The 25,992-nt window shown below is 68.9% G+C and carries 19 protein-coding genes and 1 tRNA gene; 9 read left to right on the top strand and 11 right to left on the bottom strand.

The annotated features are described in order from the left end of the window. The first annotated feature begins 114 nt into the window (after positions 1-114). The 5 genes from QF027_RS12945 to QF027_RS12925 all read left to right on the top strand — a co-directional run bounded on the left by QF027_RS12945 (position 115) and on the right by QF027_RS12925 (position 7,388). The gene (locus QF027_RS12945) at positions 115-669 is read left to right on the top strand and encodes a response regulator (RefSeq protein ID WP_306982950.1); all 555 of its coding nucleotides are present in this window, start codon (positions 115-117) and stop codon (positions 667-669) included. 56 nt (positions 670-725) lie between these two features. Next, entirely contained in the window at positions 726-3,221 is a 2,496-nt protein-coding gene (gene pepN / locus QF027_RS12940) for an aminopeptidase N (protein WP_307074597.1), read from the top strand. Positions 3,222-3,337: 116 nt separating this feature from the next. Continuing rightward, positions 3,338-4,771, top strand: a complete 1,434-nt coding sequence (locus tag QF027_RS12935; RefSeq protein ID WP_307074595.1) for a pyridoxal phosphate-dependent decarboxylase family protein — start codon at positions 3,338-3,340, stop codon at positions 4,769-4,771. Next, entirely contained in the window at positions 4,768-6,189 is a 1,422-nt protein-coding gene (locus QF027_RS12930) for a lysine N(6)-hydroxylase/L-ornithine N(5)-oxygenase family protein (RefSeq protein WP_306982958.1), read from the top strand. The genes QF027_RS12935 and QF027_RS12930 overlap by 4 nt, the downstream gene beginning before the upstream one ends. Positions 6,190-6,239: 50 nt before the next feature. Continuing rightward, on the top strand, positions 6,240-7,388 hold the full coding sequence (locus tag QF027_RS12925; protein WP_307074594.1) for a GDSL-type esterase/lipase family protein: 1,149 nt from the start codon (positions 6,240-6,242) through the stop codon (positions 7,386-7,388). On the opposite strand, the gene QF027_RS12920 is transcribed toward QF027_RS12925, so the two are convergent. After that, positions 7,385-9,184, bottom strand: a complete 1,800-nt coding sequence (locus tag QF027_RS12920) for a bifunctional metallophosphatase/5'-nucleotidase (protein ID WP_307074592.1) — start codon at positions 9,182-9,184, stop codon at positions 7,385-7,387. The genes QF027_RS12925 and QF027_RS12920 overlap by 4 nt on opposite strands. Positions 9,185-9,311: 127 nt before the next feature. Between QF027_RS12920 and QF027_RS12915 the strand changes: the two genes are divergently transcribed. Both QF027_RS12915 and pyk read left to right on the top strand, forming a co-directional pair. Beyond that, complete coding sequence (locus QF027_RS12915) at positions 9,312-9,998, top strand: SIMPL domain-containing protein (RefSeq protein WP_307074590.1); 687 nt, start codon at positions 9,312-9,314, stop codon at positions 9,996-9,998. Between the two features lie 146 nt (positions 9,999-10,144). Then, positions 10,145-11,581 (top strand): pyruvate kinase, encoded by a 1,437-nt coding sequence (gene pyk / locus QF027_RS12910; protein ID WP_307074589.1) that lies wholly within the window; start codon positions 10,145-10,147, stop codon positions 11,579-11,581. A 6-nt stretch (positions 11,582-11,587) separates the two neighbouring features. On the opposite strand, the gene QF027_RS12905 is transcribed toward pyk, so the two are convergent. Then, positions 11,588-12,346: a helix-turn-helix domain-containing protein gene (locus QF027_RS12905; RefSeq protein WP_307074587.1), complete on the bottom strand. Its 759-nt coding sequence runs from the start codon at positions 12,344-12,346 to the stop codon at positions 11,588-11,590. A gap of 105 nt (positions 12,347-12,451) precedes the next feature. Next, positions 12,452-12,526: transfer RNA gene (locus QF027_RS12900), tRNA-Leu, on the bottom strand. 100 nt (positions 12,527-12,626) lie between these two features. On the opposite strand from QF027_RS12900, the gene QF027_RS12895 reads away from it, so the two are divergent. Beyond that, positions 12,627-13,283, top strand: coding sequence for an ANTAR domain-containing response regulator (locus QF027_RS12895; protein WP_031041938.1), 657 nt, complete (start codon positions 12,627-12,629; stop codon positions 13,281-13,283). 73 nt (positions 13,284-13,356) lie between these two features. On the opposite strand, the gene QF027_RS12890 is transcribed toward QF027_RS12895, so the two are convergent. The 8 genes from QF027_RS12890 to QF027_RS12855 all read right to left on the bottom strand — a co-directional run bounded on the left by QF027_RS12890 (position 13,357) and on the right by QF027_RS12855 (position 22,754). Beyond that, positions 13,357-14,073 (bottom strand): ABC transporter ATP-binding protein, encoded by a 717-nt coding sequence (locus tag QF027_RS12890; RefSeq protein WP_062038154.1) that lies wholly within the window; start codon positions 14,071-14,073, stop codon positions 13,357-13,359. Further along, positions 14,070-14,927 carry an ABC transporter ATP-binding protein gene (locus QF027_RS12885; protein ID WP_307082353.1) on the bottom strand — a complete coding sequence of 286 codons (858 nt, stop codon included), beginning with the start codon at positions 14,925-14,927 and terminating at the stop codon, positions 14,070-14,072. The genes QF027_RS12890 and QF027_RS12885 overlap by 4 nt, the downstream gene beginning before the upstream one ends. Positions 14,928-14,932: 5 nt before the next feature. Then, entirely contained in the window at positions 14,933-16,702 is a 1,770-nt protein-coding gene (locus tag QF027_RS12880; RefSeq protein WP_306982972.1) for a branched-chain amino acid ABC transporter permease, read from the bottom strand. Positions 16,703-16,707: 5 nt separating this feature from the next. After that, positions 16,708-17,637: a branched-chain amino acid ABC transporter permease gene (locus QF027_RS12875; protein ID WP_280856938.1), complete on the bottom strand. Its 930-nt coding sequence runs from the start codon at positions 17,635-17,637 to the stop codon at positions 16,708-16,710. A gap of 133 nt (positions 17,638-17,770) precedes the next feature. Continuing rightward, complete coding sequence (locus tag QF027_RS12870; protein ID WP_306982974.1) at positions 17,771-18,997, bottom strand: branched-chain amino acid ABC transporter substrate-binding protein; 1,227 nt, start codon at positions 18,995-18,997, stop codon at positions 17,771-17,773. Positions 18,998-19,224: 227 nt separating this feature from the next. Then, positions 19,225-19,911 carry a hypothetical protein gene (locus QF027_RS12865; protein ID WP_306982976.1) on the bottom strand — a complete coding sequence of 229 codons (687 nt, stop codon included), beginning with the start codon at positions 19,909-19,911 and terminating at the stop codon, positions 19,225-19,227. Between the two features lie 48 nt (positions 19,912-19,959). After that, positions 19,960-20,421 carry a PaaI family thioesterase gene (locus tag QF027_RS12860; RefSeq protein WP_069763116.1) on the bottom strand — a complete coding sequence of 154 codons (462 nt, stop codon included), beginning with the start codon at positions 20,419-20,421 and terminating at the stop codon, positions 19,960-19,962. Between the two features lie 53 nt (positions 20,422-20,474). Further along, a complete protein-coding gene (locus tag QF027_RS12855) occupies positions 20,475-22,754 on the bottom strand; it encodes an FdhF/YdeP family oxidoreductase (protein WP_307074584.1) in 2,280 nt (759 codons plus the stop codon). Between the two features lie 168 nt (positions 22,755-22,922). Between QF027_RS12855 and polA the strand changes: the two genes are divergently transcribed. Then, positions 22,923-25,652: a DNA polymerase I gene (polA, locus tag QF027_RS12850; RefSeq protein WP_307074582.1), complete on the top strand. Its 2,730-nt coding sequence runs from the start codon at positions 22,923-22,925 to the stop codon at positions 25,650-25,652. Positions 25,653-25,992: the final 340 nt, after the last annotated feature.

Genomic DNA, 25,992 nt, shown 5'->3' with positions numbered 1-25,992 from the left:
GACACGGCGGCCCGCACGCGGCATGCTGCGCTGTGCACTCCTTGTCAGCCCGCGAGCACTCCGCGTCAGGACGCGGGCGTAGGCTGGCTGTCCGCGAGGGAGGGACGTCGGGCCATGCCTTCGGATGCCAAGATCCTCATCGTCGACGACCACGAGGACACCCTCTACGCCCTGGAGAGTGCCCTGGCACCGCTGGGCTATCGGCTCGGCCGCGCCACCAGCGGGGACGAGGCCCTCAAGCAGGTGCTCCGGGGCCAGGTCGGCCTCCTGCTCCTCGACGTGCGGATGCCCGGCGTCAGCGGCCTCGACGTGGTCCGGTACATGCGGCGCCTGGAGCAGACCCAGCACATCCCCGTCGTCCTGCTCACCGGTTTCGGCGCCGACCACGAACTGACCTCCACCGCCTTCGCCCTCGGCGTCGCCGACCTCGTGATGAAACCCATCGACCCATGGGCCCTGCGCACCAAGGTCCGCTACCTCTTCGACGCCCACCGGCGCCACCTCGCCCTCGAACACGAGGTGCGGGAGCTACGCGCTCTCGTCAAGGACCACGGCGCGAACGACGAGGAGAACGCCGCCCGCAGGCTCCTGCCCCACCCGGACGCCCGGGTGCCGGTGCAGCGCGGACAAGGGGCGCGCACCGGGGAGCTCGAACAGGACCGGACATAAGGCGTGTACCGATCCGCCTCTGTGAGTTGCCCGTGCCATCAGGCAGCATGTCCTGCATGTCCGTACTGACGCGCGACGAAGCGCAGACCCGTGCCAAGCTCCTCGACGTTGACCGTTACACCATCGCGCTCGACCTCACCACCGGCGACGAGACCTTCGAGTCCCGGACCGTCGTCCGGTTCACGGCGCGCGCCGAAGCGGACACCTTTGTCGAGCTCAAGCCGGCCGAACTGCGCGAAGCCACCCTCGACGGCCGCCCCCTCGACCCGGAGACCCTCGAGGACAACCGGCTGCCCCTCAAGGGCCTGACCGCCGGTGAGCACGAACTGCGCATCGACGCCGTCATGCGGTACTCCCGCACCGGCGAGGGCATGCACCGCTTCACCGACCCCACCGACGGCGAGACCTACGTCTACACCCAACTGTTCATGGACGACGTGCAGCGCGTCTTCGCCGCCTTCGACCAACCCGACCTCAAGGCCGTCTTCGACCTGTCCGTGAAGGCCCCCGAGGACTGGACCGTCCTCGCCAACGGCATCACCTCCGACCTCGGCGAGGGCCTCTGGCAGGCCGCCCCCACCCCCCTGATCTCCACCTACCTCGTCGCCGTCGCCGCCGGCCCCTGGCACTCCGTGCGCACCGAACACCGCGGCCTGCCCTTCGGCATCCACTGCCGCCGTTCCCTCGCGCCCTACCTCGACCCGGACGCCGACGAACTCTTCGAGATCACCCGGCAGTGCTACGACCGCTACCACGAGAAGTTCGAGGAGCCCTACCCCTTCGACTCCTACGACCAGGCGTTCGTCCCAGAGTTCAACGCCGGCGCCATGGAGAACCCCGGCCTCGTCACCTTCCGCGACGAGTTCGTCTACCGCTCCGCCGTCACCGACACCGAACGCCAGACCCGCGCCATGGTCATCGCCCACGAAATGGCCCACATGTGGTTCGGCGACCTCGTCACCCTGCGCTGGTGGGACGACATCTGGCTGAACGAGTCCTTCGCCGAGTACATGGGCTACCAGACCCTCACCGAAGCCACCCGCTTCACCGACACCTGGGTCGACTTCGGCGTCATGCGCAAGGGCTGGGGCTACGACGCCGACCAGCGCCCCTCCACCCACCCCGTCGCCCCCGAGGAAGTCAACGACACCGCCTCGGCCCTCCTCAACTTCGACGGCATCTCCTACGCCAAGGGCGCCTCCGCACTCCGGCAGCTGGTGACCTGGCTCGGCGAGAAGGACTTCCTCGCCGGCATCAACACCCACTTCACCCGCCACAAGTTCGCCAACGCCACCCTCACCGACTTCATCGACTCCCTCGCCTCCGCCACCGAACGCGACGTCCACGCCTGGGCCGACGCCTGGCTGCGCACCACCGGCGTCGACACCCTCAGGCCGACCGTCACCCGCGGCGAGGAAGGCACGTACACCCTCCAGGTCGAGCACAAGGGCAGCCGCCCGCACCGCATCGCCGTCGGCCTCTACGACCAGGACGTCGCCGACGAGGGCCGCCACCTCGTCCTGCGCGAGCGCCTCGACCTCGACGTCCCCCAGACCGACTCCCAGAGCCCGCTGCCCATCGGCAAGCGCCCCACCCTCCTGCTGCTCAACGACGGCGACCTCACCTACGCCAAGGTCCGCTTCGACAACGAGTCCTTCAAAGCGGTCACCGAGAGCCTCTCCGGCCTGCCCTCGCCGCTGACCCGCGCGGTCGTCTGGAACGCCCTCAGGGACGCCGTCCGCGACGGCGAACTCCCGCCCACCGCCTATCTGGAGGCGGCCCGCGCCCACCTCCCGCACGAGACCGACCTCGCCCTCGTCCAGGGCGTCCTCGCCTTCGCCTCCACCTACGTCGCCGACCGCTACGTCACCCCCGAACAGCGCCCCGCCGCCCTCGCCACCCTCGCCTCCCTCTGCCGCGACCTCATCCGCCGCACCGAGGACGGCGACAACCCCGGCCTGCGCCTGATCGCCGTCCGCCACTGCATCAACGTCACCTCCCAGCCCGACACCATCGCCGCCTGGCTCGCCGACGGCACCGTCCCCGGCGGCCCCGAACTCGACCCCGAACTGCGCTGGCGCGTCCTCGCCCGCCTCGCCGTCCTCGGCGCCACCGACGAGACCGCGATCGCAGCCGAACTGGAACGCGACCCCTCGGCCACCGGCCAGGAAGGCGCCGCCCGCTGCCGCGCCGCCCTCCCCACCGAGGAGGCCAAGGCACAGGCCTGGGAGGCGATGTTCACCCACGACCACCTCTCCAACTACCTGTTCACCGCCACCGCCCAGGGCTTCTGGCAGCCCGAACAGACCGAACTCGTACGGCAGTACGTGCCCCGCTACTACGAGGACGCCGTCGCGCTCGCCGCCCGCCGGGGCCCCGCGATCGCCGACGCCGCCGGCCGCTGGGCGTTCCCCGACCACGCCATCGACGAGGACAACCAGGCTCTCGGCCAGGCCTGCCTGCGCGACGCCGACCCCATCCCCGCCCTGCGCCGCAAGCTGGTCGACCAACTCGACGACCTGGGACGCGCATTGCGCGTGAGGCAGATGTAGAGCGGATTTTCCCCGTACGGGAGTACCTCCTTTCGGGTCAGGATCGTTGAACTCTCCGGGCGCGTCCAAGCAACCGCGTCCAAGCTGGAAGCCCCCAGCGCCCCCGGAGGTCGACGATGAACACGCCGCCCCTGGCCTCGGGCCCCGAAGGCCCGTCCTCGCTGCGCCCGCTGCTCCACACGGTCCTGGAGGCGCTGGGGGAGGGGGCTCGGTCGCGTGGGGGACCGCTTCCCGCGGGTGGCCCGTCCGAGGTGGCAGCGCGAGTGCGGGCGGCGCTAGGGGACGTACTCCCGGACGAGGGCGATCCGGAGGCTCTACGGCACCTGGTACGGGCCTTGGCGGAAGGCTCCGCGGACCCGGCGGACCCCTTCTGCGCGGCCCACCTCCACTGCCCACCCCTGGCTGTCGCCACGGCCGCAGACCTGGCCGCCTCAGCTCTGAATCCATCTCTCGACTCCTGGGACCAAGCCCCGGCGGCCTCAGAGCTGGAGGCCCAGGTGACACGAGCACTGGCGAACGAGGTCTACCTGGAGGTACTCAGGGGCGCGGGGCTGCATCGACATGCGGCTCCGCCGCGGGGCGCGACCAGCCCCCACCGGCCGGCAGCCGACCACGATGCCCTGGTCACCACAGGCGGCACGGAGTCCAACCAACTGGCCCTCCTCTTGACCCGCGAGATCCATGGCCCCGGCGTCCAGCTGATCTGCGGCGCCAACGCCCACCACTCGCTCCCCAGAGCAGCCTGGCTACTCGGCATGCCCGAACCCGTCATCCTCCCCACCCCCACCGGCACCCTCGACCCCACCACCCTGCACACCGCCCTCCACCGCGGCCCGGCACTCGTCGCCGCCACCGCAGGCACCACGGACGCCGGCCTCATCGACCCGCTCCCCGAGATCGCCCGCGTCTGCGCGACCCACCACGCCCGACTCCACATCGACGCGGCCTACGGCGGGGGGCTGCTGTTCAGTGACCATCACCGGCCGAAGCTCACTGGCATCGAAGCCGCCGACACCGTCACCCTCGACCTGCACAAACTCGGCTGGCAGCCCGTAGCCGCAGGACTCCTCGCCGTACGCGACAAGAACGACCTCACCGCCCTCCACCAGCGCGCCGACTACCTCAACGCCGACGACGACACCGAGGCCGGCCTCCCCGACCTCCTCGGCCGCTCCCTGCGCACCACCCGCCGCCCCGACGTGCTCAAGATCGCCGTCACCCTGAAAACCCTGGGACGAACGGGACTCGGCGCTCTGGTCGACCAAGTCTGCGAGCGAGCACGGGAGTTCGCGCAGCTCGTGCACGACCACCCCGGCTTCGAACTCCACGCACCCCCCACCATCAGCACGGTCCTGTTCCGACCTGCGAGCGCCACCGACGAAGCCGTAGCCGCCGTACGCCGAAAACTCCTCACCGACGGCCGCGCCGTCCTCGGCCGAGCCCGCGCAGCACACCGGCTCTGGCTCAAGGTCACCCTCCTCAACCCCACCACCCGTCCGGCCGACCTCGCCGGACTCCTGAAACTCGTGGAAGGAACCACCCCCCGATGAACCCCCACCCCCCACACCACGAACCCGACGCACCCCGCGACCTCGTCGGCATCGGCATCGGCCCCTTCAACCTCTCCCTCGCCGCCCTCGCCCAGCCCCTCACCGCCCTCGACGCCGTCTTCTACGAACAGCGCCCCGCCTTCGGCTGGCACCCCGGGCTGCTCATCGACGGCGCCACCATCCAGGTACCGTTCCTCGCCGACCTGGTGACCCTCGCCGACCCCGCCAGCCACTGGACCTTCCTCAACTACCTCAAGACCCGCGAGCGCCTCTTCCCCTTCTACTTCGCCGAGCGCTTCCACATCCAGCGCGCCGAATACGACGCCTACTGCCGCTGGGTCGCCGAGAACCTCCCCGGCCTCCACTTCCACCACCAGGTCGACGCCGTCCGCTTCAACCCCGAACGCGACGTCTTCGAAGTCGACTTCACCCAGCTCGACACCGACGGCGAAGCTGAAGCACTGGGCCGGACGTACACCAAGAACATCGTCCTCGGCATCGGCACCGAACCCCACGTACCCGAGCCCCTCAAAGCCCTCGTCGAGGCCCCCGGCGTGCCCGTCATCCACGCCACCGACTACCTCGCCCACCGCCAGACCCTCCTCGCCGCCGACCACATCACCGTCGTCGGCTCGGGACAGTCCGGCGCCGAGGTCTTCCTCGACCTGCTCCGCAACCGCCCCACCGGTCACGAAGGCCTCCACTGGCTGGGCCGCACCGAAGCCTTCGCGCCGATGGAGTACTCCAAACTCGGCCTCGAACACTTCACCCCCGACTACACCCGCTACTTCCACGCCCTCCCGGAAAGCGTCCGCGACCGCCTCGGCACCACCCAGTGGCAGCTCCACCGCGGCATCGACGCCGAAACCATCGCCGCCATCCACGACGAGCTCTACCGCCGCACCCTGCACGGCGGCTGGCCCGACACCGTCCTCACCCCCGGCGTCCGTGTCCGCACCGCGGGCAGAATCGCCACGACGAAGATCGAACTCCACCTGGAACACCTCCAGCAGGGCACCCGTTCCCGCCTCACCACCGACGCCGTCGTCCTCGCCACCGGCCACCGCGAACGCCCCCTCGACCGCATCCTCGCCGGACTCGACCCCTACCTGCGCCGCGACAGCCGCGAACGCCCCCGCGTCGACGAACACTTCCGCCTCGACCTCGCCCCGACCATCAGCGGCGCCGACTGCCACGTCTACGTCCAGAACGCCGAACGCCACACCCACGGCGTCGGAACCCCCGACCTCGGACTCGCCGCCTGGCGCAGCGCCACCATCCTCAACACCATCACCGGCAAGGACACTTACCACCTCCCCGCCCGCACGGCCTTCACCACCTTCGGCCTCGAACACCGGCCCCAGATCCCACCCGCCCGGCAGCCCCCCACCCTCACCCCCCTGCTCGAGGGACGGTAAAAAACCGGCGGCGGCGGAAGAACCCGGACACCGGCCCGGTTGGCTCCCACATGACGACCACCTGGACCGCCGCCCACCGCGCCGCCGCCATCAACCCCCACGAAAACCTCGCCCTCTTCGACTCCCGCGGCTTCACCGACCAGACCGTCCGCCAGTCCCTGCGCCTGGCCGGCGGCGGCGAGGCCGTCCGCATCCACCTGACCAACCGCTACGGCACCACACCCCTGGAGATCGGCGGCGCCCACCTCGCCCTGCGCACCAAAGGCAGCGGCATCGACCCCGGCAGCGACACCCCGCTCCGCTTCTCCGGCACCCCCACCGTCACCATCCCCGCCGGCGAGGAGACGATCAGCGACCCCGTCGAACTCCCCGTGAGCACGGGCGAGGAACTCACCCTCAGCCTCTACCTGCCGGGCGACACCGGACCGACCACCTTCACCGCCATGCCCTACGACACCGGACACGCCGTCCCCGGCAACCAACTGTCCGCCGCCGTACTGGACGACCCCGAGGAGTTCGCCACCGGCCACCTCCTCGCCGGCGCAGACGTCCTCGCCCCGGCAGGCACCCGCATCGCCGTCGCCTTCGGAGACTCCTGGATCGAAGGCGCCGCCACCGCCCCCGGCACCGACAACAGCTTCCCCGGACAGCTCAGCCGCCGCCTGGAACGCGGCTGGATCGTCAACGCGGGCATCTCCGGCAACCGGCTGCTCACCGACGAGATCGGCGAACACCTCCTGGCCCGCATCGACCACGACGTCCTCGCCGTCCCCGGCGTCAGCCACGTCATCGTCCACATAGGGCTCAACGACCTCGGCCTACCCGGTCACTTCGCCCACCCGGAACCCGCCGAAGGCCCCACCGCGGCCGAGTTCAAGGACAGCCTCACCACCCTCGCCGACCGCCTCCACACCGCCGGACTCACCGTCATCGGCTCCACGATCGGCCCCTACAAGGGCACCGTCCACGAGGGCTACGACGCCCCGCGCGGCCAGGCCGTACGCGCCGAGGTCAACGCCTGGCTGCTCGGCGACGACCACCCCTTCGACGGGATCGTGGACGTGGCCGCCGCCGTCGCGGACCCGGACCAACCCGACCGGATCCGCCCCGAGTTCAACGCCGGCGACGGCCTCCACGTCAACGACGCCGGCGCGAAAGCCATCGCCGACGCCGTGGACCTCACCCTGCTGGACCTCTAGAACACAGGGGTTCCGTCCCGCGTCAGCCTCCAGTCCACCGACGCGAAGTCCTTCGGGTCCAGTACGCCCTTCGCGGTCACCCACTCCGCGATCCGCGTGCGGATCTCCGTCGACTCCGACCACAGCTCGGTGGCGGAGGCCACGTGCGGGAACGCGCCGCCACCGTTGGCCCGGTAGTTGTTCACCGCGAACACGAACTTCTGGGCGTCGTCCAACGCGGCACCGTTGTACGTCAGGTTCTTGATCCGCGAACCGGCCGCCTGCGCGATGTCGATGTCGTACGACAGCCCCGACACGTAGTCGTAGTTGTAGTCCGGACGGCTGTTCGCGTTCGTCAGCTTCTCCACGTCGACCGCCGCCCCCGCCGCCGTCTGCACGAAGTACTCCGCCGAGTACTCCAGGTACGCCCTGAGCTGCGCACCCGTCAGCAACTTCGCCACCAGCGTGTTGTCATACACGTACAGGCTGGACAGATCCCGGATCGTCACCTTGCCCGCCGGGATCTCCGAGGTCCGCGAGAACGGCGACGCCTGCGCGATCACGGGCAGCGAGGCGTACTCCGTACCCGCCAGCGCCGCCCTGACCACATCCTCCTGGACCTTCGTGATCAGGTCGATGATCGGAGCGTCCTTGTAACGCGCCTCGACCGTCGTCAGCGTCTGCGTCGCCGTACCGACGACCTGGTTGACGTACTTCACGACCACGTCATGGTCGGCCTTCAACAGCTTGGTGATCTTCGGGTCGTCCGCGACCGAGTTCGAGTTGAGCACCTTCGACGAGACCGACTCGACCGACCAACGGCCCTTCGTGAAAACCAGCTCGATGTCGAACAGCGACAGCCGCTCCGCATACGCCAACGGCTCCGACAACACGACCGTCTTCCCGGTCTTCGTGTTGGTGACCTTCAGCTCCGGGATCTCCACATGCGCATGCCCGACCAGAATCGCGTCGATCCCCGGCACCTGCTGCGCCACCAGCGCCGCCGAGTTCTCGACGTACGGCAACTGGTCACCGTACGACGACGTCCCCGACGAACCCGAGTGCGCCGACACCACCACCACGTCCGCACCCATCGACCGCAGCTTCGGCACCCACTTCGCCGCCTGCTCCTCAAGCCCCGGGAACGTCAACTTGCCCTGCACATAAGCCTTGTCCCAGATCGCGATACCGGGATTGGTCAGACCCAGCACCGCGACCCTCACCGGCGGCGCGCCCTTCACACGGAACTTCTTGATGAAGTACGGCGGAAAAGCGGGCCGCAGCGTCTTCGCGTCCAGCGCGTTCGCACCCAGCAGCGGGAAGTCGCACTGCTCCTCGAACTTCCGCAGCGTCTCGATGCCGTAGTTGAACTCGTGATTGCCCAGCGCCACGGCGTCGTACCCGATGGCGTTCATGGCCGCGGCCATCGGGTGGATGGGACCACCCTCGGCCGTGATCGGGTCGACCTTCGCGTAGTAGTACGTCAGCGGCGTCCCCTGGATCGTGTCACCCGCGTCGAGCAGCAGCGTGTTGCAGCGGCCCTTCTCCGCACGCACCTGGTTCACCAGCGTCGAGATCCGGGACAGACCCTGCGCGTTGCCCGCCGAGTCCTTGTACTCCGCGTCCTTGAAGTAGTCCCAGTTGAAGACATGACCGTGCAGATCGGTCGTGCCCATCACCGTCAGGGAGTACCGCGTCTCGTGACCCGTCTTCGCCTCCGCGGCCTGAGCCGCCGGAGCGCCCACGCCACCCGCCAGCGCGACACCCGCACCGGTCACGGCGGACTTCTCCAGGAACTTCCTGCGGTTCAAGGGCATGTCTTGATCTCCTCGGGGAACGGTCAACAACGCGCGTAGATTCTGACCCGATCGTGCCCAACGGCAACAGGCCTCGCAGGTTTCGATCTGATGACCCAACCTGTGAAAACTGACAGAGTGGGTCGTTATGACCGTTCCCTACGGCACCCCCGACGCCCCCCGCATCGCCGTCCGCGGCGAGGCCCACCTCGAAGTCGACCCCGAGATCGCCCGCATCGGCATCACCGTCGCCGCCCGCGGCAAGGACCGCCGCACCGCCCTCGACGACCTCACCCGCCGCAACGCGAGCGTCCTGGACCTGCTGAAGTCCTACGGCGACGCAGTCGAACGCCTGGAAACCGGCTCCTTCTCGGTCACCCCGGAACTCAAGGAACACGGCCGCAGCGAACGCGTCCACGCTTACCACGGCCGCGTCCACATCACGGCGGAACTGACGGACTTCACCGCACTGGGTGAGCTCACCACCAGACTGGCCGACCTGGAGTTGACGAGCGTCGACGGCCCGTGGTGGGCCCTGCGCCGGGACTCACCCGCCTACCGCGAAGCCCGGCAACAGGCCGTACGGGAAGCGGTCCAGCGGGCGAGGGAGTACGCGGAAGCACTGGGCACGTCGCTCGCCTCCTTGGTCGAACTCGCCGACATCGGCGCCGAGGACCCCGAACCCCGCTTCGTCGGCAAGGCGAGCCGCGCACGCTCCATGGCCTACGAGGCCGCAGCGGACACCGCAGCCGCCCCCCTCGACCTCGAACCCCAACGCCAACACGTCCACGCCCAGGTCAACGCACGCTTCACCATGGCACCACCGAGACTGTGAGCGGCCGCTGCAATTTGCATCCGGAATGCTCATCAGAGCGGACTGGCGCACACTTCAACCCTTGTCAACAGCCCTTCACCCAAAGGATGTTGAGTCGTCATACCCGTCCAAATTCCCTACCCATCGGTAAGGTCTAGGGTCGAATCATGCGCCGAGCAAAGATCGTCTGCACCCTGGGCCCCGCCACCGACTCATACGACCAGATCAAAGCCCTGGTCGACGCCGGAATGGACGTAGCCCGCTTCAACCTCAGCCACGGCAGCTACGCCGAACACGAGGAGCGGTACCACCACGTCCGCAAGGCCTCCGACGAGACCGGCCGCAGCGTAGGCCTCCTCGCCGACCTTCAAGGCCCGAAGATCCGCCTCGGCCACTTCACCGAAGGACCCGTACTCCTTGAACGCGGCGACACCTTCACCGTCACGGTGGAGGAGGGCGCGGAGGGCGACCAGCGGGGATGCGGGACGACGTACGGCGGACTCGCTGAGGACGTCGCCGTGGGTGAGCGCATCCTCGTCGACGACGGCAAGGTCTGTCTGGAGGTCACGTCGGTGGAGGGCCCTCGGGTCCACACCAGGGTGGTCGAAGGCGGCATGGTGTCGGACCACAAGGGCTTGAACCTCCCGGGTGTGGCGGTGTCGGTCCCGGCGCTCTCGGAGAAGGACGAGGAGGACCTGCGCTGGGCCCTGCGCATGGGCTTCGACGTGATCGCCCTGTCCTTCGTCCGCAGCGGCCGCGACATCGAGGGCGTCCACCGGATCATGGACGAGTCGGGACGCCGGCTGCCGGTGATCGCCAAGGTGGAGAAGCCGCAGGCCGTCGAGGCGATCGACGACATCGTGGCCGCCTTCGACGGCATCATGGTCGCCCGGGGTGACCTCGGCGTGGAGATGCCACTGGAGCAGGTGCCGCTCGTCCAGAAGCGGGCGATCAAACTGGCGAAGCGGAACGCCAAGCCGGTGATCGTGGCGACCCAGATGCTGGACTCGATGATCGAGAACTCCCGCCCGACCCGCGCGGAGGCCTCTGACGTGGCCAACGCGGTCATCGACGGCACGGACGCCGTGATGCTGTCGGGCGAGACGAGTGTCGGCAAGTACGCCGTCGAGACGGTCCGGACGATGGCGAAGATCGTGGAGGCGGCGGAGGAGGACATCCTCGCGAAGGGCCTCCCGCCGCTGACGGAACGAAACAAGCCCCGTACACAGGGCGGGGCGGTCGCCCGGGCGGCGGCGGAGATGGGCGACTTCCTGGGCGCGAAGTTCCTGGTCGCGTTCACACAGAGCGGCGACACAGTGCGGCGGCTGTCCCGCTATCGCTCCCCGATCCCCCTGCTGGCCTTCACCCCGGAGCCCGCAACGCGCTCGCAGCTGAGTCTGACGTGGGGAGTGGAGACGTTCCTCGGCCCGCAGGTCGACTCCACGGACGCGATGGTGCACCAGGTGGACGAGCTGCTGCTCAGGTACGGCCGCTGCGAGAAGGGCGACGTGGTCGTGATCACGGCCGGCTCACCGCCCGGGGTGTCCGGGTCGACGAACCTGGTCCGGGTGCACCACATCGGCGAGGACGACAGTCCCAAGTAGGGGTGGCTAGTGCTTGGGGCCTACATGGGTGTCCAGCAGGGCTACTGAGGCTCTGCGGGCGATGGAGATGTTGAACGGGTCGCAGCCGCGAGCGAGGGTGGTCCATTCGACGCCGACGAGGTCGAGTGTGTCGGTGAAGAGCTTCCGGATGTCGTCGGACTTGTTGCTGAAGAAGTACCTGGGGTATTCGTAGCGCTTGCGTTCACCGGCTACGAGGCGGGTGGTCCAGTTTGTGATGCGGCATCCGTCGGAGTGGATGAGGCCACGGATGAACTCCCAGGGGTTCGTGTCGACGATCTCCTGTTGCCAGGGTTCGAGGGTGATAGCACGTTCGTGCTTCTTGCCGGGACCGTGCTGGGGGAAGAGGCTGGGCCAGTGTCGGGAGTAGCTGGTCACCATCTTGTAGCCCTCTTTTTGGAGGGCGTAGACGCCGATACCCGGACGCACTGTGGTGATGGCTTCGCGGCACTCCTGGATCAGGCCCGGCCAGGCGTCGGCGCAAGCGATGCGGAGGTAGTAGCCGCCGCCACGCGGGTGCGCACTGATGCAGCCGTCGCCCAAGTAGAGACCCAGTAGGTAGGCGTAGGCCTGGTTGTCGGCAGGTGGCCCGGGATCGGGGGATGCCATGCGCGGTAACGGCTCAAGGCGTTGCTGCCAGGAACGGATCGCGGCTCGCGAGATTCCCGTTTGTCGGCTGACCGAGTTGATGCTGCGCCCTTGGGCAACCAGCGCGAGGGCTCGCTTGCGTGTGCTGACGTCGTACATGCGGCCACTCTGTGCGAGTGATCGCGAAGACACGCAGCGAAAAGCGGATGTTCACGTTCTCGTGAACATCCGCTTCTAATGGTGACCTTCGAATCAAAGGAAAAGTGCCCCGGGTCGGACTCGAACCGACACTGTATGGGTTTTGAATCCATTGCCTGCTGCCAATTGGGCTACCGGGGCCCAGTGAATCGAAGGTTTACCCCGACCCGCTGCCCGTCCACCATACCGCAGCTAGGTACGCTCTTGGGAGCAGTACCCCGCCCCTGAACGAGGAGCCCCCGTGACCGCCCCCGAGTCGCCCCAGCCCGTAGACGCGCCCGACGACGACAAGTCGCACGTGCCTCCGCTGACGACCCGTGTCGTCATTGCCGAGGACGAGGCCCTGATCCGGCTCGACCTCAAAGAGATGCTGGAGGAAGAGGGCTACAGCGTCGTAGGCGAGGCCGGTGACGGTGAGCAGGCCGTCGAGCTCGCCCGTGAGCACAAGCCGGACCTCGTCATCCTCGATGTGAAGATGCCCAAGCTGGACGGGATCTCCGCGGCCGAGAAGATCGCCGAGGAGCGGATCGCCCCGGTGCTGATGCTCACCGCCTTCTCGCAGCGCGACCTCGTCGAGCGGGCCCGTGACGCCGGTGCCATGGCGTACCTCGTCAAGCCCTTCAGCAAGAGTGATGTCGTGCCGGCGATCGAGATGGCCGTGTCTCGGTTCACGGAGCTCAGGGAGCTGGAGAACGAGGTCGCGGATCTGACCCTGCGCCTGGAGACCCGCAAGCTCGTCGACCGGGCGAAGTCGATTCTTCAGACGTCGTACGGGCTGACCGAGCCCGCCGCGTTCCGGTGGATCCAGAAGACGTCGATGGACCGGCGCATGTCGATGCAGCAGGTCGCCGAGGCCGTGATCCAGGACGCGGACGAGAAGAAGGCCAACAAGGGCTGAACCCCGGCATCAGCAAAGACGGAGGCCCGCGTCCCCAGCAAGGGGCGCGGGCCTTCGTCGTACAGCCGAGGAATCAGTCTTCGCCGAGGTACGCCTTGCGGACCGACTCGTCGTGCAGGAGGTCTTGTCCGGTGCCGGACAGGACGATGCTGCCGACTTCCATGACGTGTCCCTGGTCGGCGAGGGAGAGCGCCGCCTGGGCGTTCTGCTCGACGAGGAGGATCGTCATGCCCTGGGACTTCAGTTCGACGATGGTCGACATGATCTTCTGCATCATGATCGGCGAGAGGCCCATGGAGGGTTCGTCGAGCATGAGGAGCTTCGGCTGGGACATGAGTGCGCGGCCCATGGCCAGCATCTGCTGCTCGCCGCCGGACAGGGTGCCTGCCGCCTGGTTGCGGCGTTCTCCCAGGATCGGGAAGAGTTCGTAGGCGCGCTGTACGTCCTTCTCGATGCCCTCCTTGTCCTTCCTGAGGAAGGCTCCGAGCTGGAGGTTCTCGAAGATCGTCAGGCGGGGGAAGATGTGCCGGCCTTCGGGGGAGTGGGCGAGTCCGAAGGAGACGATCTTGTGGGCGGGGACGCTGCTGAGGGGCTTGCCGTCGAAGAGGATCTTGCCGGCCGTGGGCTTCAGCAGGCCCGAGAGCGTGCGCAGTGTCGTGGTCTTGCCGGCGCCGTTGGTGCCGATGAGGGTGACGACCTGGCCGGCTTCGACGCTGAAGGAGATGCCTTTGACGGCTTCGATCTTGCCGTAGGAGACCCGGAGGTCCTCGACTTCGAGGAGTGCGGTCACTGGGCTTCTCCCTTGGTGCCGGTGGTGCTCTGCGCTTCGGCCGCGTCGACCTGGGCGGCTTCCGTCGCGCCGGGGTCGCCGTCGAAGGGTTCGCCGAGGTAGGCGGCGATGACGCGTTCGTCGGCCTGGACGACTTCGGAGGTGCCTTCGACGAGTTTTTCGCCCTGGACGAGGACGGCGACGCGGTCGGAGAGGTTGAAGACGAAGCGCATGTCGTGCTCGATGAGGAGGACGGCGATGCCCTTGTCGCGGATGGCGAAGACCAGTTCTTCGGTGGCGCGCGTCTCTTGGGGGTTCATGCCGGCGGTGGGCTCGTCCAGGAGGAGCAGGCCGGGATCGGACGCGAGTGCGCGGGCGATCTCCAGCTTGCGCTGTTCGCCGTAGGGGAGATTGCGGGCGAGGTGGTCGCGCTTGGCTTCCAGGCCGATGAACTCGAGGAGTTCCATGGCGCGTTCCTCGCTGGCCTTCTCCGCCTTCTTGAACCCGGGGCCGCGCAGCAGTGCCGACCAGAGGCCTTCCTTCGTTCGCGTGTGGCGGCCTACGAGGACGTTCTCGAGGACGGTCATGTTGGCGAAGAGGCGGATGTTCTGGAAGGTGCGGGCGATGCCGGCCTTGGTCACCAGGTGGGGCTTGGGCGGGAGGACGGTGCCCTTGTAGGAGACCGTGCCTTCCGTGGGGACGTACAGGCCGGTGAGGCAGTTGAAGAAGGTGGTCTTGCCGGCGCCGTTGGGGCCGATGAGGCCGACGATCTCGCCGGAGTTGACGGTGAAGTCGACCGAGCGGACGGCGGTGAGGCCGCCGAAGCGCATGGTGACGTTGCGGGCTTCGAGTACAGGTGTCGGCTGTGTCGTCATGGTGCTCACGCCCCCGCCTTGGTGACGGCGGCCGGTTCGCCGGACAGCGTCGTTGTTTCTGGTACGTCGAGTTGGCCGGTCTCGTGGAATTCGAGTTGGTTGCGGCGGTTGGCGATGATGCCTTCGGGGCGGAAGCGCATCAGCAGGATGAGGGCGATGCCGAAGGCCAGCAGCGACTTGTCCTGGAGGAAGACGAGCTTCTCCGGGAGCAGGTAGAGCAGGGCGGCGCCGAGGATGGGGCCGGCGACCGTGCCCATGCCGCCGAGGACGACCGCGGCGAGCAGGAAGGCGGAGTTCGGGGGCGTGGAGCCGGCGAACTGGTACGGCGTCGGGACGACGCTGTAGGTGACGTGGGCGCTGACGGTGCCGGCGAGGCCGGCGAGGGTGGCGCCGAGGGCGAAGGCGATGAGTTTGACGCGGAAGCCGTTGATGCCCATGGCGGTGGCGGCGGTTTCGTCCTCGCGGATGGCGATCCAGGAGCGGCCGATGCGGGAGTCGGCGGCGCGGGTGTAGACCAGGACCACGATGGCCATGATCAGCACCATGAGGAGGTAGTAGTTGGCGAAGCGGCCGAGGGTGAAGCCGCCGATGTCGTGGGCTTGGCCGAGGTTGAACCCGAGGAGTTTGAGGTCGGGGATGGCCGGGATGCCGTTGGGTCCGTTGGTGAGGTCGGGGCCGGAGTCGCCGTCCATGTTGTTGACGGCGATGCGGAAGATCTCTCCGAAGCCGAGGGTGACGATGGCGAGGTAGTCGCCGCGCAGTCGCAGGGTGGGGGCGCCGATGAGGACGCCGAAGACGAGGGAGGCGGCGGCGCCGGTGAGGGCGGCGGCCCAGAAGGGGAAGTGGACACCGGAGAAGCGGGAGAACTCGGAGCCGGAGACGAGGGCGGCGGTGTAGGCGCCGACGCCGAGGAAGGCGACGTATCCGAGGTCGAGGAGGCCCGCGAGGCCGACGACGATGTTGAGGCCCAGGGCGACGGTCCCGAAGATCAGGATGTTGACGCCGATGTTGGCGTAGTGGTCGTTGGTCTGGGTGAAGGGGAACGCGATCGCGGCGGCGAAGCCCATGGCGAGCGTGAAGCTGCGGTTGCGGGCGACGATCCGGGAGAAGCGGTCGTTGAGGCCTGCGGTGTGCAGGGCCCAGACGGCGAAGACGACGACGATGAGGTAGCCGACGAAGAGTTCGCCGTACTCGGTGTCGATGCCGTAGGTGAAGACGGCGAGTCCGACGATCGTGACGATCGTGATGATCGCGCGCTCGAGCCAGGGGCTGAGGGGCTGGGCGGGGGGGATGCCGTCGGGCTTGGCGAGGTACGCCTTGACGTTCTCCTTGGCGCTCGCGGTGCGAGGCTCGGGGAGGGCGAAGGCGCCGATGACGGGCAGGAGGGAGGCGATGGCCGCGACCCAGCCGCCCGGCTCGAGGTTGGCGAGTCCGCCGAGTTCGGCGGCGATCGAGATGATCGTGTACCAGGTGACGCCGAAGCCGCCGAGGGCGGTGAGCACCAGGGGTGCGTTGTTGCGGGCGGGGATGAGGCCGCCGAGGCCGGGTATGCCGTAGGAGGCGAGGGCGAACAGGGTGGTGAGGATGCCGGCGATGAAGGTCAGCCATTGGAGGCCGCCGGGGTAGCCGGTGATGGTGAGGTCGCCGGGGAACTCGCTGGTCCAGGTCCAGGCGAGGAAGGCGGAGGCGGCGGTGGCGATGCCTCCGGCGAGGAGGAGCGCGCGGGCCGCGGCGAGGGGGAGCGGGACCAGGCCGCGAGTGGTGGTGTCGGTCATCGTGATCACGCCCTGTCCGCTACGCGTTCGCCGAGCAGGCCTTGTGGCCTGACGAGGAGGACGAGGATGAGCAGGCAGAAGGCCCAGACGTCCTTCCAGGAGCCGCCGCCGAAGAGGTGCATGCCGGGGATGTCGTCGATGTAGGCGGAGGCGAGGGTCTCGGCGACGCCGAGGACGAGGCCGCCGAGCATGGCGCCGTAGATGTTGCCGATGCCGCCGAGGACGGCTGCGGTGAAGGCCTTGAGGCCCATCAGGAAGCCCATGCGGTAGTCGATGCTGCCGTACTTGAGGCCGTAGGCGACGGCGGCGACGGCGGCGAAGAACCCGCCGATGGCGAAGGCGATCACGATGATGCGGTTGGTGTCGATGCCCATGAGCTGTGCGGTGTCCGGGTCCTGGGCGGTGGCCTGCATGGCGCGGCCGGTGCGGGACTTGCGGACGAAGAAGGCGAGGGCGGACATGCAGACGATGGCGGCGACCACGAGGAAGATGTCGGCATCCTTGATGGTGACGGAGCCTATGTCGTGGGTGCCGTCGAGGCCGGGGAAGGCGACGGCGCGGTCGGCGCGGGGGTAGAAGTTGCGGACGACTTCCTGGAGGGCCAGGGAGAGACCGATCGCGGTGATGAGCGGTGCGAGCCGTGGGGCTCCGCGCAGGGGCCGGTAGGCGAACCGTTCCGCTCCGACGGCGATGAGGATGGCGACGATACCGCCGCCTATCAGCATCAGGGGGACGGCGAGGGCCATAGAGGTGCCGTCGGGCAAGAGGTAGAAGTAGACCGTGAAGGCGCCGAAGGCCCCGGTCATGAAGATCTCGCCGTGCGCGAAGTTGATGAGCTGGACGATGCCGTACACCATCGTGTAGCCGATGGCGATCAGCCCGTACATCGAGCCCAGAAGCAGCCCGTTGGCCAGCTGCTGCGGCAGGGTGTTCACCGCGTGGCCTCCATTGTCGCTGGTGGTCGTGTGCACATATCGCGTGCTGGGGTGGGGTGTGGCAAGGGCCGCGCGGTCGGGGTCCCCTCCCGCGCGGCCCGTCGTGGTGTTGCTGTGCGCTGCTGGGCCTGGACTAGCCGAGGTCGGCGGTGCCGGTCTTCACAGCCTTCCACGCACCCTTGGTGACCTGGTAGACGGTGAGCTGCTTGTTGGTGGTGTCGCCGTACTGGTCGAAGGCGACCTTGCCGGAGATGCCTTCGAAGTCGGACTTCTGGACGGCGTCCACGACGGAGGAGCGCAGGGCGTTGATGTCGCTGGGGACCTTGCCGCTGTTGGCGTCGACGGCGGCCTTCACGGCCTTGATGATGGCGGTGGTGGCGTCGTAGGAGTACGCGCCGTAGGCGCCGTAGTCACCCTTGTAGCCCTTGGACTTGTACGTCTCGATGAACGTCTTGGCGGCGGGCAGGGTGTCGGCGGGGACGCCGACGGCGGTGGCGAGGTCGCCCTCGGAGGAGGTGCCCGCGGTCTCGATGTAGGTGGAGGCGAACATGCCGTCGCCGCCGAAGAGCGGGATCTTGACTCCGCCGCCCTTGAGCTGCTTGGTGATCAGGGAGGACTCGTCGTACTGGCCGCCGTAGTAGAGCAGGTCGGCGCCGGAGTTCTTGACCTTGGTGACGAGGGAACCGAAGTCCTTGTCGCCGGTGTTGACGTGGTCGGTGCCGACGACGGTGCCGCCGAGCTTCTTGAACTGCTCGTTGAAGATCTTCGCGAGGCCGGCGCCGTAGGTCTGCTTGTCGTCGACGACGAAGACCTTCTTCTTCTTGAGGCCGTTGTACGCGTAGTCGGCGGCGAAGCTGCCCTGGAGCTCGTCCGTGGTGGCGGTGCGGAAGTACGTCTTGTACGGCCGCTTCTTGGCCGTCTGCCAGTTCTTGCCCTGGGTCAGCTCGGGGTTGGTGTTCGAGGGGGAGATCTGGACCATGTTGGCCGAGGCGAACACCTGCTGCATCGTCTGGGCGACGCCGGAGTTCAGCGGGCCGACGGCGCCGACGGCGGTCTTGTCGCCCGTGATGGTGGTGGCGTTGGACTGGCCGGTGGCGGGCTGCGCCTTGTCGTCGTAGGCCTTCAGTTTGAAGGTGACGCCGGGGACGAGCTTGTTCTTGTTGGCGTCGTCGACGGCGATCTGGGCGCCGTACTGGATGCCGAGACCCGTGGTGGAGTTCTCGCCGGAGAGCGGAGCGTCCACGCCGATCGTCAGGGTGGTGCCACCTCCGCCTTCGCTGTCGCCGCCACTGTCGTCTCGGGAGCCGCAGGCGGTGAGCGTCAGAGCTCCGGTCGCGAAGACGGAGGTCAGTATCACCATGGAACGTCGCACAATCAGTCCTTTCCGCAGGCACACGCGCCCTCGTGGGTGCGGCCTTGTGCCGCGCTGGTACCGAACTCCCGATGGAGCGGTGACTGGCCGTGACTCTAAGCCCGGTTTGCAGGCAGGGGCATCGCTGTGCGCTGGCTTGTGACTTTCTTGTTATGACGGGGTGGATGGCGCGCTTCCACGGAGGGGGGTCTCAGCCGGTTTGGCGGAATTTCCCCTCAGTCCGCATTTTGAGAACCTGCACTTCCGCTTGGCCGTCCGGCCTGCGACGCCGTTGTCGGGGCGCAGGCGCCTCGAAGGAGCTCGAAAAGGTCGTGGGAGTAGGCCCGGCCGAAGATGAAACTGTGGTGTTGTATTGCGCGCGTGTTACGGAGCGTTACGTCAAGAAAAGGTAGGTCGGCATTCAGCGGCAGACCCGAACAGTCGGAAACCGATATCTCCACGGTGACCCGGCGGGTCGTGCCGGCGTGCACGGTGAAGGCCTCGGGCAGGGCGTGGGCGGTGAGGCCGGTGAAGGCGGCGCCGGTGACCTGGAGGGTGACGGGGGGCCCGCTGCGGATGTCGACGGCGAAGCGGAAGCGGCCGCTGGTGGGGTGGGAGCCGGAGGTCTCGGGGAGTCCGGCGGGTCCGAGGTACCGCCAGGCGGTGACGTTGGCGGGCCAGGGGACGGGGGTGTCCGGGACTTCGGTGCGGTGCTCGTCGGCCAGGATGCGGGGGAGGAGGATGCCGGCCGCGAGCAGGGTGAACGCGGCCGTTCCCACAGCTGTTCTGCGGGTTTTGGGCGACAACTTCTCCCACCGCGATACCCAACGGTCCGTCAGACGTGCCTCGTCGGCGCCGATGACGTCGTGATTCTCCCCCGTCTCCGGTGAGTTGACGGGCTCGACGGGGCCGATACCGGTCATGGGAGAACGGTAGGGGTGCCGGGGGCTCGTGCCCAGTCGGTGTGCGCCTCAGCGGCCGGGGGCGTCCCGCAGCAGACAGGTGAGCCGGGCGGTGCAGACGCGTCGACCCTCCTCGTCGCTGATCACGATCTCGTACGTCGCGGTGGAGCGCCCCCGGTGCACCGGTGTGGCCACTCCGGTGACCAGTCCGGAGCGGGCTCCCCGGTGGTGTGTGCAGTTCAGGTCCACTCCCACCGCGATCTTCGAGCTCCCGGCGTGCAGCATGGAGCCGACGGACCCCAGGGTCTCGGCGAGTACGGCCGAGGCGCCTCCGTGCAGCAGCCCGTACGGCTGGGTGTTGCCCTCGACCGGCATGGTGCCGACGACCCGTTCCGCCGAGGCCTCGACGATCTGTACGCCCATGCGGGTGCCCAGGTGGCCGGCCGAGAACATGGCGACGAGGTCGACGCCGAGCGCCGCGTACTCGTCGATGACCTCTTGAGGAAACGTGGCGTGCTGCTGCTCACCCATGGGGCGGGCTCCGTTCGTCCTGGTCGCTACGACTGCCTGCGCTGAGCAAACGCTCAGTCGGTCGCCGATTGTTCCAGACGTACGACGACGGACTTGCTGGCCGGGGTGTTGCTGGTGTCGGCGGTGGCGTCCAGCGGCACCAGGACGTTGGTCTCGGGGTAGTAGGCGGCCGCGCAGCCCCGGGCGGTCGGGTAGTGCACGACCCGGAACCCGGGTGCCCGCCGCTCCACGCCGTCCTTCCACTCGCTGACGAGGTCGACGTACGAGCCGTCGGCGAGCCGGAGCCTGTCGGCGTCCTCGGGGTTGACCAGGACGACCCGGCGGCCGTTCTTGATGCCCCGGTAGCGGTCGTCGAGGCCGTAGATCGTGGTGTTGTACTGGTCGTGCGAGCGCAGCGTCTGCAGCAGCAGCCGTCCCTCGGGCAGTTCGGGGTACTCGACGGGCGCGGCGGTGAAGTTGGCCTTGCCGGTGGCGGTGGGGAAGCGGCGCTCGTCGCGCGGGGCGTGCGGGAGGGTGAAGCCGCCGGGCCGGGCCACGCGCGTGTTGAAGTCCTCGAAGCCGGGGATCACGCGGGCGATGCGGTCGCGGATGGTGGCGTAGTCCTTCTCGAACTCCTCCCACGGCACCCGGCTCTTCTCACCGAGCACCCGGCGTGCCAGCCGGCACACGATGGCGGGCTCGGACAGCAGCTGTCGGCTCGCGGGTTCCAGGCGGCCGCGGGAGGCGTGCACCATGCCCATGGAGTCCTCGACGGTCACGAACTGCTCGCCGCTGCCCTGGAGGTCGCGCTCGGTGCGGCCGAGCGTGGGCAGGATCAGGGCACGCGCGCCCGTGACCGCGTGCGAGCGGTTGAGCTTGATCGACACGTGCACGGTCAGCCGGGCGCGCCGCATGGCGGCCTCGGTGACGTCGGTGTCGGGGGAGGCGGAGACGAAGTTGCCGCCCATGGCGAAGAAGACCTTGGCCTCGCCGTCGCGCAGGGCGCGGATGGCGCGGACGACGTCGAAGCCGTGCTCGCGCGGCGGGGCGAAGCCGAACTCCTTCTCCAGGGCGTCCAGGAAGGCGGGCGCGGGGCGCTCGAAGATGCCCATGGTGCGGTCGCCCTGGACGTTGGAGTGGCCGCGGACCGGGCAGACGCCGGCGCCCGGGCGGCCGATGTTGCCGCGCAGGAGGAGGAAGTTGACGACCTCTCGGATGGTCGGCACGGAGTGCTTGTGCTGGGTGAGGCCCATGGCCCAGCAGACGATGGTCCGCTCGGAGGCGAGGACCATGCGCAGGGCTTCCTCGATCTCCGCGCGCGTGAGGCCGGTCGCGGCGAGCGTCTCGTCCCAGTCGGCGGCGCGGGCGGCCTCGGCGAACTCCTCGTAGCCGTGGGTGTGTTCGCGGACGAAGGCCTCGTCGACGGCCCCCTGGGTCTCCAGGATCAGTTTGTTGAGGAGGCGGAAGAGCGCCTGGTCGCCGCCGATGCGGATCTGCAGGAACAGGTCGGTGAGCGCGGCGCCCTTGAGCATGCCCTGGGGCGTCTGCGGGTTCTTGAAGCGCTCCAGGCCGGCCTCGGGCAGCGGGTTGACGCTGATGATCCTCGCGCCGTTCGCCTTGGCCTTCTCCAGGGCGGAGAGCATGCGGGGGTGGTTGGTGCCCGGGTTCTGGCCGGCGACGATGATCAGGTCGGCCTTGTAGAGGTCGTCGAGCAGGACGCTGCCCTTGCCGATGCCGATGGTCTCGCTGAGCGCCGAACCGGACGACTCGTGGCACATGTTGGAGCAGTCCGGCAGGTTGTTCGTGCCGAGCTCGCGGGCGAAGAGCTGATAGAGGAACGCGGCCTCGTTGCTGGTGCGGCCCGAGGTGTAGAAGACGGACTCGTCGGGGGAGTCGAGAGCGGCGATCTCCTCGGCGATGATGTCGAAGGCGCGCTCCCAGGTCACCGGTTCGTAGTGGGTGCCGCCCTCGGGGACGTACATGGGGTGGGTGAGCCGCCCCTGCTGGCCCAGCCAGTAGCCGCTCCTGGTCGCGAGGTCGGCGACCGGGTGCGCGGCGAAGAACTCCGGGGTGATCCGGCGCAGGGTGGCTTCCTCGGCGACCGCCTTCGCGCCGTTCTCGCAGAACTCCGCCGCGTGCCGGTGGTCGGGCTCCGGCCAGGCGCAGCCCGGGCAGTCGAAGCCGTCCTTCTGGTTGACCCGCAGCAGGGTCAGGGCGGTGCGCTTCACGCCCATCTGCTGCTGGGCGATCCGCAGGGTGTGGCCGATGGCCGGGAGGCCGGCCGCCGCGTGCTTCGGTTCGGTGACCTGCGGAGCGTCCTGAACCGGATCACCCTTGGGCGGCTTCGTGGCCATCGGACTCTCTCCTTCGCACACACATGTGAGGTACGTCTCCGATCCTCGCACGCGCCGGTGACAACGGCGTTTGCCGGGGCTGCGGGAGGCGGCGGCAGAGCTTGCCCCTTCTGTGCCGTCGGCGGCGGGCGGGTCTGACTGTCAGTGGGGCGTGGCAGGATCGGGGGCGTGGCAGAGACAGCAGCGAAGAAGACCGACAACAGCCCCGGCGGCAGCCGCCCGCGTCTGATGCTCATGGACGGGCACTCGCTGGCCTATCGCGCGTTCTTCGCGCTGCCCGCGGAGAACTTCACCACCGCGACCGGCCAGCCGACGAACGCGATCTACGGCTTCGCGTCGATGCTGGCCAACACCCTGCGCGACGAGGCCCCCACCCACTTCGCGGTGGCCTTCGACGTGTCCCGCAAGACCTGGCGCTCCGAGGAGTTCACGGAGTACAAGGCCAACCGCTCCAAGACCCCCGACGAGTTCAAGGGTCAGGTCGAGCTGATCGGCGAGCTCCTCGACGCGATGCACGTCTCGCGCTTCGCGATCGACGGCTTCGAGGCCGACGACGTCATCGCCACGCTCGCCACGCAGGCGGAGGCCGAGGGCTTCGACGTGCTGATCGTCACCGGTGACCGCGACTCCTTCCAGCTGGTCTCCGACCACACCACCGTGCTCTACCCGACAAAGGGCGTCTCGGAACTGACCCGGTTCACTCCGGAGAAGGTCTTCGAGAAGTACGGCTTGACGCCCGCCCAGTACCCCGATTTCGCGGCCCTGCGCGGCGACCCGTCCGACAACCTCCCCGGCATCCCCGGCGTCGGCGAGAAGACCGCGGCGAAGTGGATCAACCAGTTCGGTTCGTTCGCGGAGCTGGTCGAGCGCGTCGAGGAGGTCAAGGGCAAGGCCGGACAGAACCTCCGCGACCATCTGGAGGCCGTCAAGCTCAACCGTCGCCTCACCGAGATGGTGCGCACGGTTGAGCTCCCGAAGACGGTCATCGACCTGGAGCGCGCCCCGTACGACCGCAAGTCGCTCGCGATGATCCTCGACACCCTGGAGATCAGGAACCCCTCCCTGCGGGAACGGCTGCTGGCCGTCGACCCGGGCGCCGAGGAGGCCGAGGGCGCCCCGGTCGCCGCGCCCGGCGTGGCGGTGGACGGCACGGTGCTCGGCACCGGCGAGCTGGCCGGATGGCTCGCCGAGCACGGCGCACAGCAGCCCCTCGGCCTGGCCACCGTCGACACCTGGGCCCTCGGCACCGGCTCGGTCGCCGAGGTCGCGCTCGCCGCGTCCGGCGGTGCGGCCGCCTGGTTCGACCCGTCCCAGCTGGACGAGGCCGACGAGAGGGCCTGGGTCGCCTGGCTCGCCGACGCCGACCGGCCCAAGGTCCTGCACAACGCCAAGGGCGCCATGCGGGTCTTCGCCGAGCACGACTGGAGTGTCGCCGGTGTCGGCATGGACACCGCCCTCGCCGCGTACCTGGTCAAGCCGGGGCGCCGGTCCTTCGACCTGGACGCGCTGTCGCTGGAGTACCTGGGCCGGGAGCTGGCTCCCGCGGCGACGGCCGACGGACAGCTCGCCTTCGGCGCGGACGACGGTGCCGAGGCCGAGGCGCTGATGATCCAGGCCCGGGCCGTCCTCGATCTGGGCTCGGCCTTCGAAAGCCGCCTGGAGGAGGTCGGCGCCGCGGATCTGCTGCGGGACATGGAGCTGCCCACCTCCGCCTTGCTGGCTCGCATGGAGCGGCACGGCATCGCGGCCGACCGGGCCCACCTCGAGGCCATGGAGCAGATGTTCGCGGGCGCGGTCCAGCAGGCCGTGAAGGAGGCGCACGCGGCGGCCGGGCACGAGTTCAACCTCGGCTCGCCCAAGCAGCTCCAGGAAGTCCTCTTCGGGGAGCTGGGCCTGCCGAAGACGAAGAAGACGAAGACCGGCTACACGACGGACGCCGACGCGCTCGCATGGCTGGCGACCCAGACGGACAACGAACTGCCGGTGATCATGCTCCGGCACCGTGAGCAGGCCAAGCTCCGGGTGACCGTCGAGGGGCTGATCAAGACGATCGCCGCGGACGGGCGTATCCATACGACGTTCAACCAGACGGTCGCGGCCACGGGCCGTCTGTCGTCGACGGATCCGAACCTCCAGAACATTCCGGTCCGCACGGACGAGGGGCGGGCCATCCGGCGGGGGTTCGTGGTGGGGGACGGCTTCGAGTCCCTCATGACCGCGGACTACAGCCAGATCGAGCTGCGGGTGATGGCTCACCTCTCCGAGGACGAGGGGCTCATCGAGGCGTTCACCTCGGGGGAGGACCTGCACACGACCGCCGCCTCACAGGTGTTCGCCGTGGAGCCCGGTGGGGTCGACGCGGAGATGCGGCGCAAGATCAAGGCGATGTCGTACGGGCTGGCGTACGGGTTGTCCGCGTTCGGGCTCTCGCAGCAGCTGAACATCGAGGCGGGGGAGGCGCGGGCCCTCATGGACGCGTACTTCGAGCGGTTCGGCGGGGTGCGGGACTATCTGCGGCGGGCGGTCGACGAGGCCCGGGCGACGGGGTACACGGCGACGCTCTTCGGGCGCCGGCGGTACCTGCCCGACCTCAACAGCGACAACCGTCAGCGCCGTGAGGCGGCCGAGCGGATGGCTCTCAACGCGCCGATCCAGGGGACCGCGGCGGACATCGTCAAGATCGCGATGCTCAAGGTGGACGGTGCGCTGCGGGAGGCCGACCTCGCGTCCCGCATGCTGCTCCAGGTCCACGACGAAATCGTGCTGGAGATCGCGCCGGGGGAGCGGGAGGCCGCGGAGGAGATCGTCCGCCGGGAAATGTCCGACGCCGTGCATCTGAACGTGCCGCTGGGCGTCTCGGTGGGGGACGGGCCGGACTGGGAGTCCGCCGCGCACTAGCCTCCGGCGGTTGAGCGGGGGTGCCTGCGGCGCCTGTGCGGGTTCGGTGGGGGTAGGGGTATCAGTCCCCGGCCCGGCGGCTCGGCCCCTTGAGTGGTGTTCGGCAACGGACGCCGGCCGCTGCGGGCGGACATCCCACCCCTCCCCTTCCCGCCGTGCGCGGCCAACGGCCCGTCGTGGCGCGCGGTGCGGCTACCGGCCCGCGGGGGCGAGCGGTCCGGCGTGGTCCGCGAGGTGGGGATCGGTCCGTCGTGGCGCGGGTGGGCGCAACCCCCCCAGGGGCGCGGGGAGCTGCGCGACCAGCCTCCACGGAGCCGCGCCCGCCCGAGGACCGGCGTGG

The sequence above is a fragment of the Streptomyces canus genome (assembly GCF_030816965.1).
GTDB lineage: Bacteria > Actinomycetota > Actinomycetes > Streptomycetales > Streptomycetaceae > Streptomyces > Streptomyces canus_E.
This window is presented reverse-complemented; position numbering and strand designations above follow the sequence as displayed.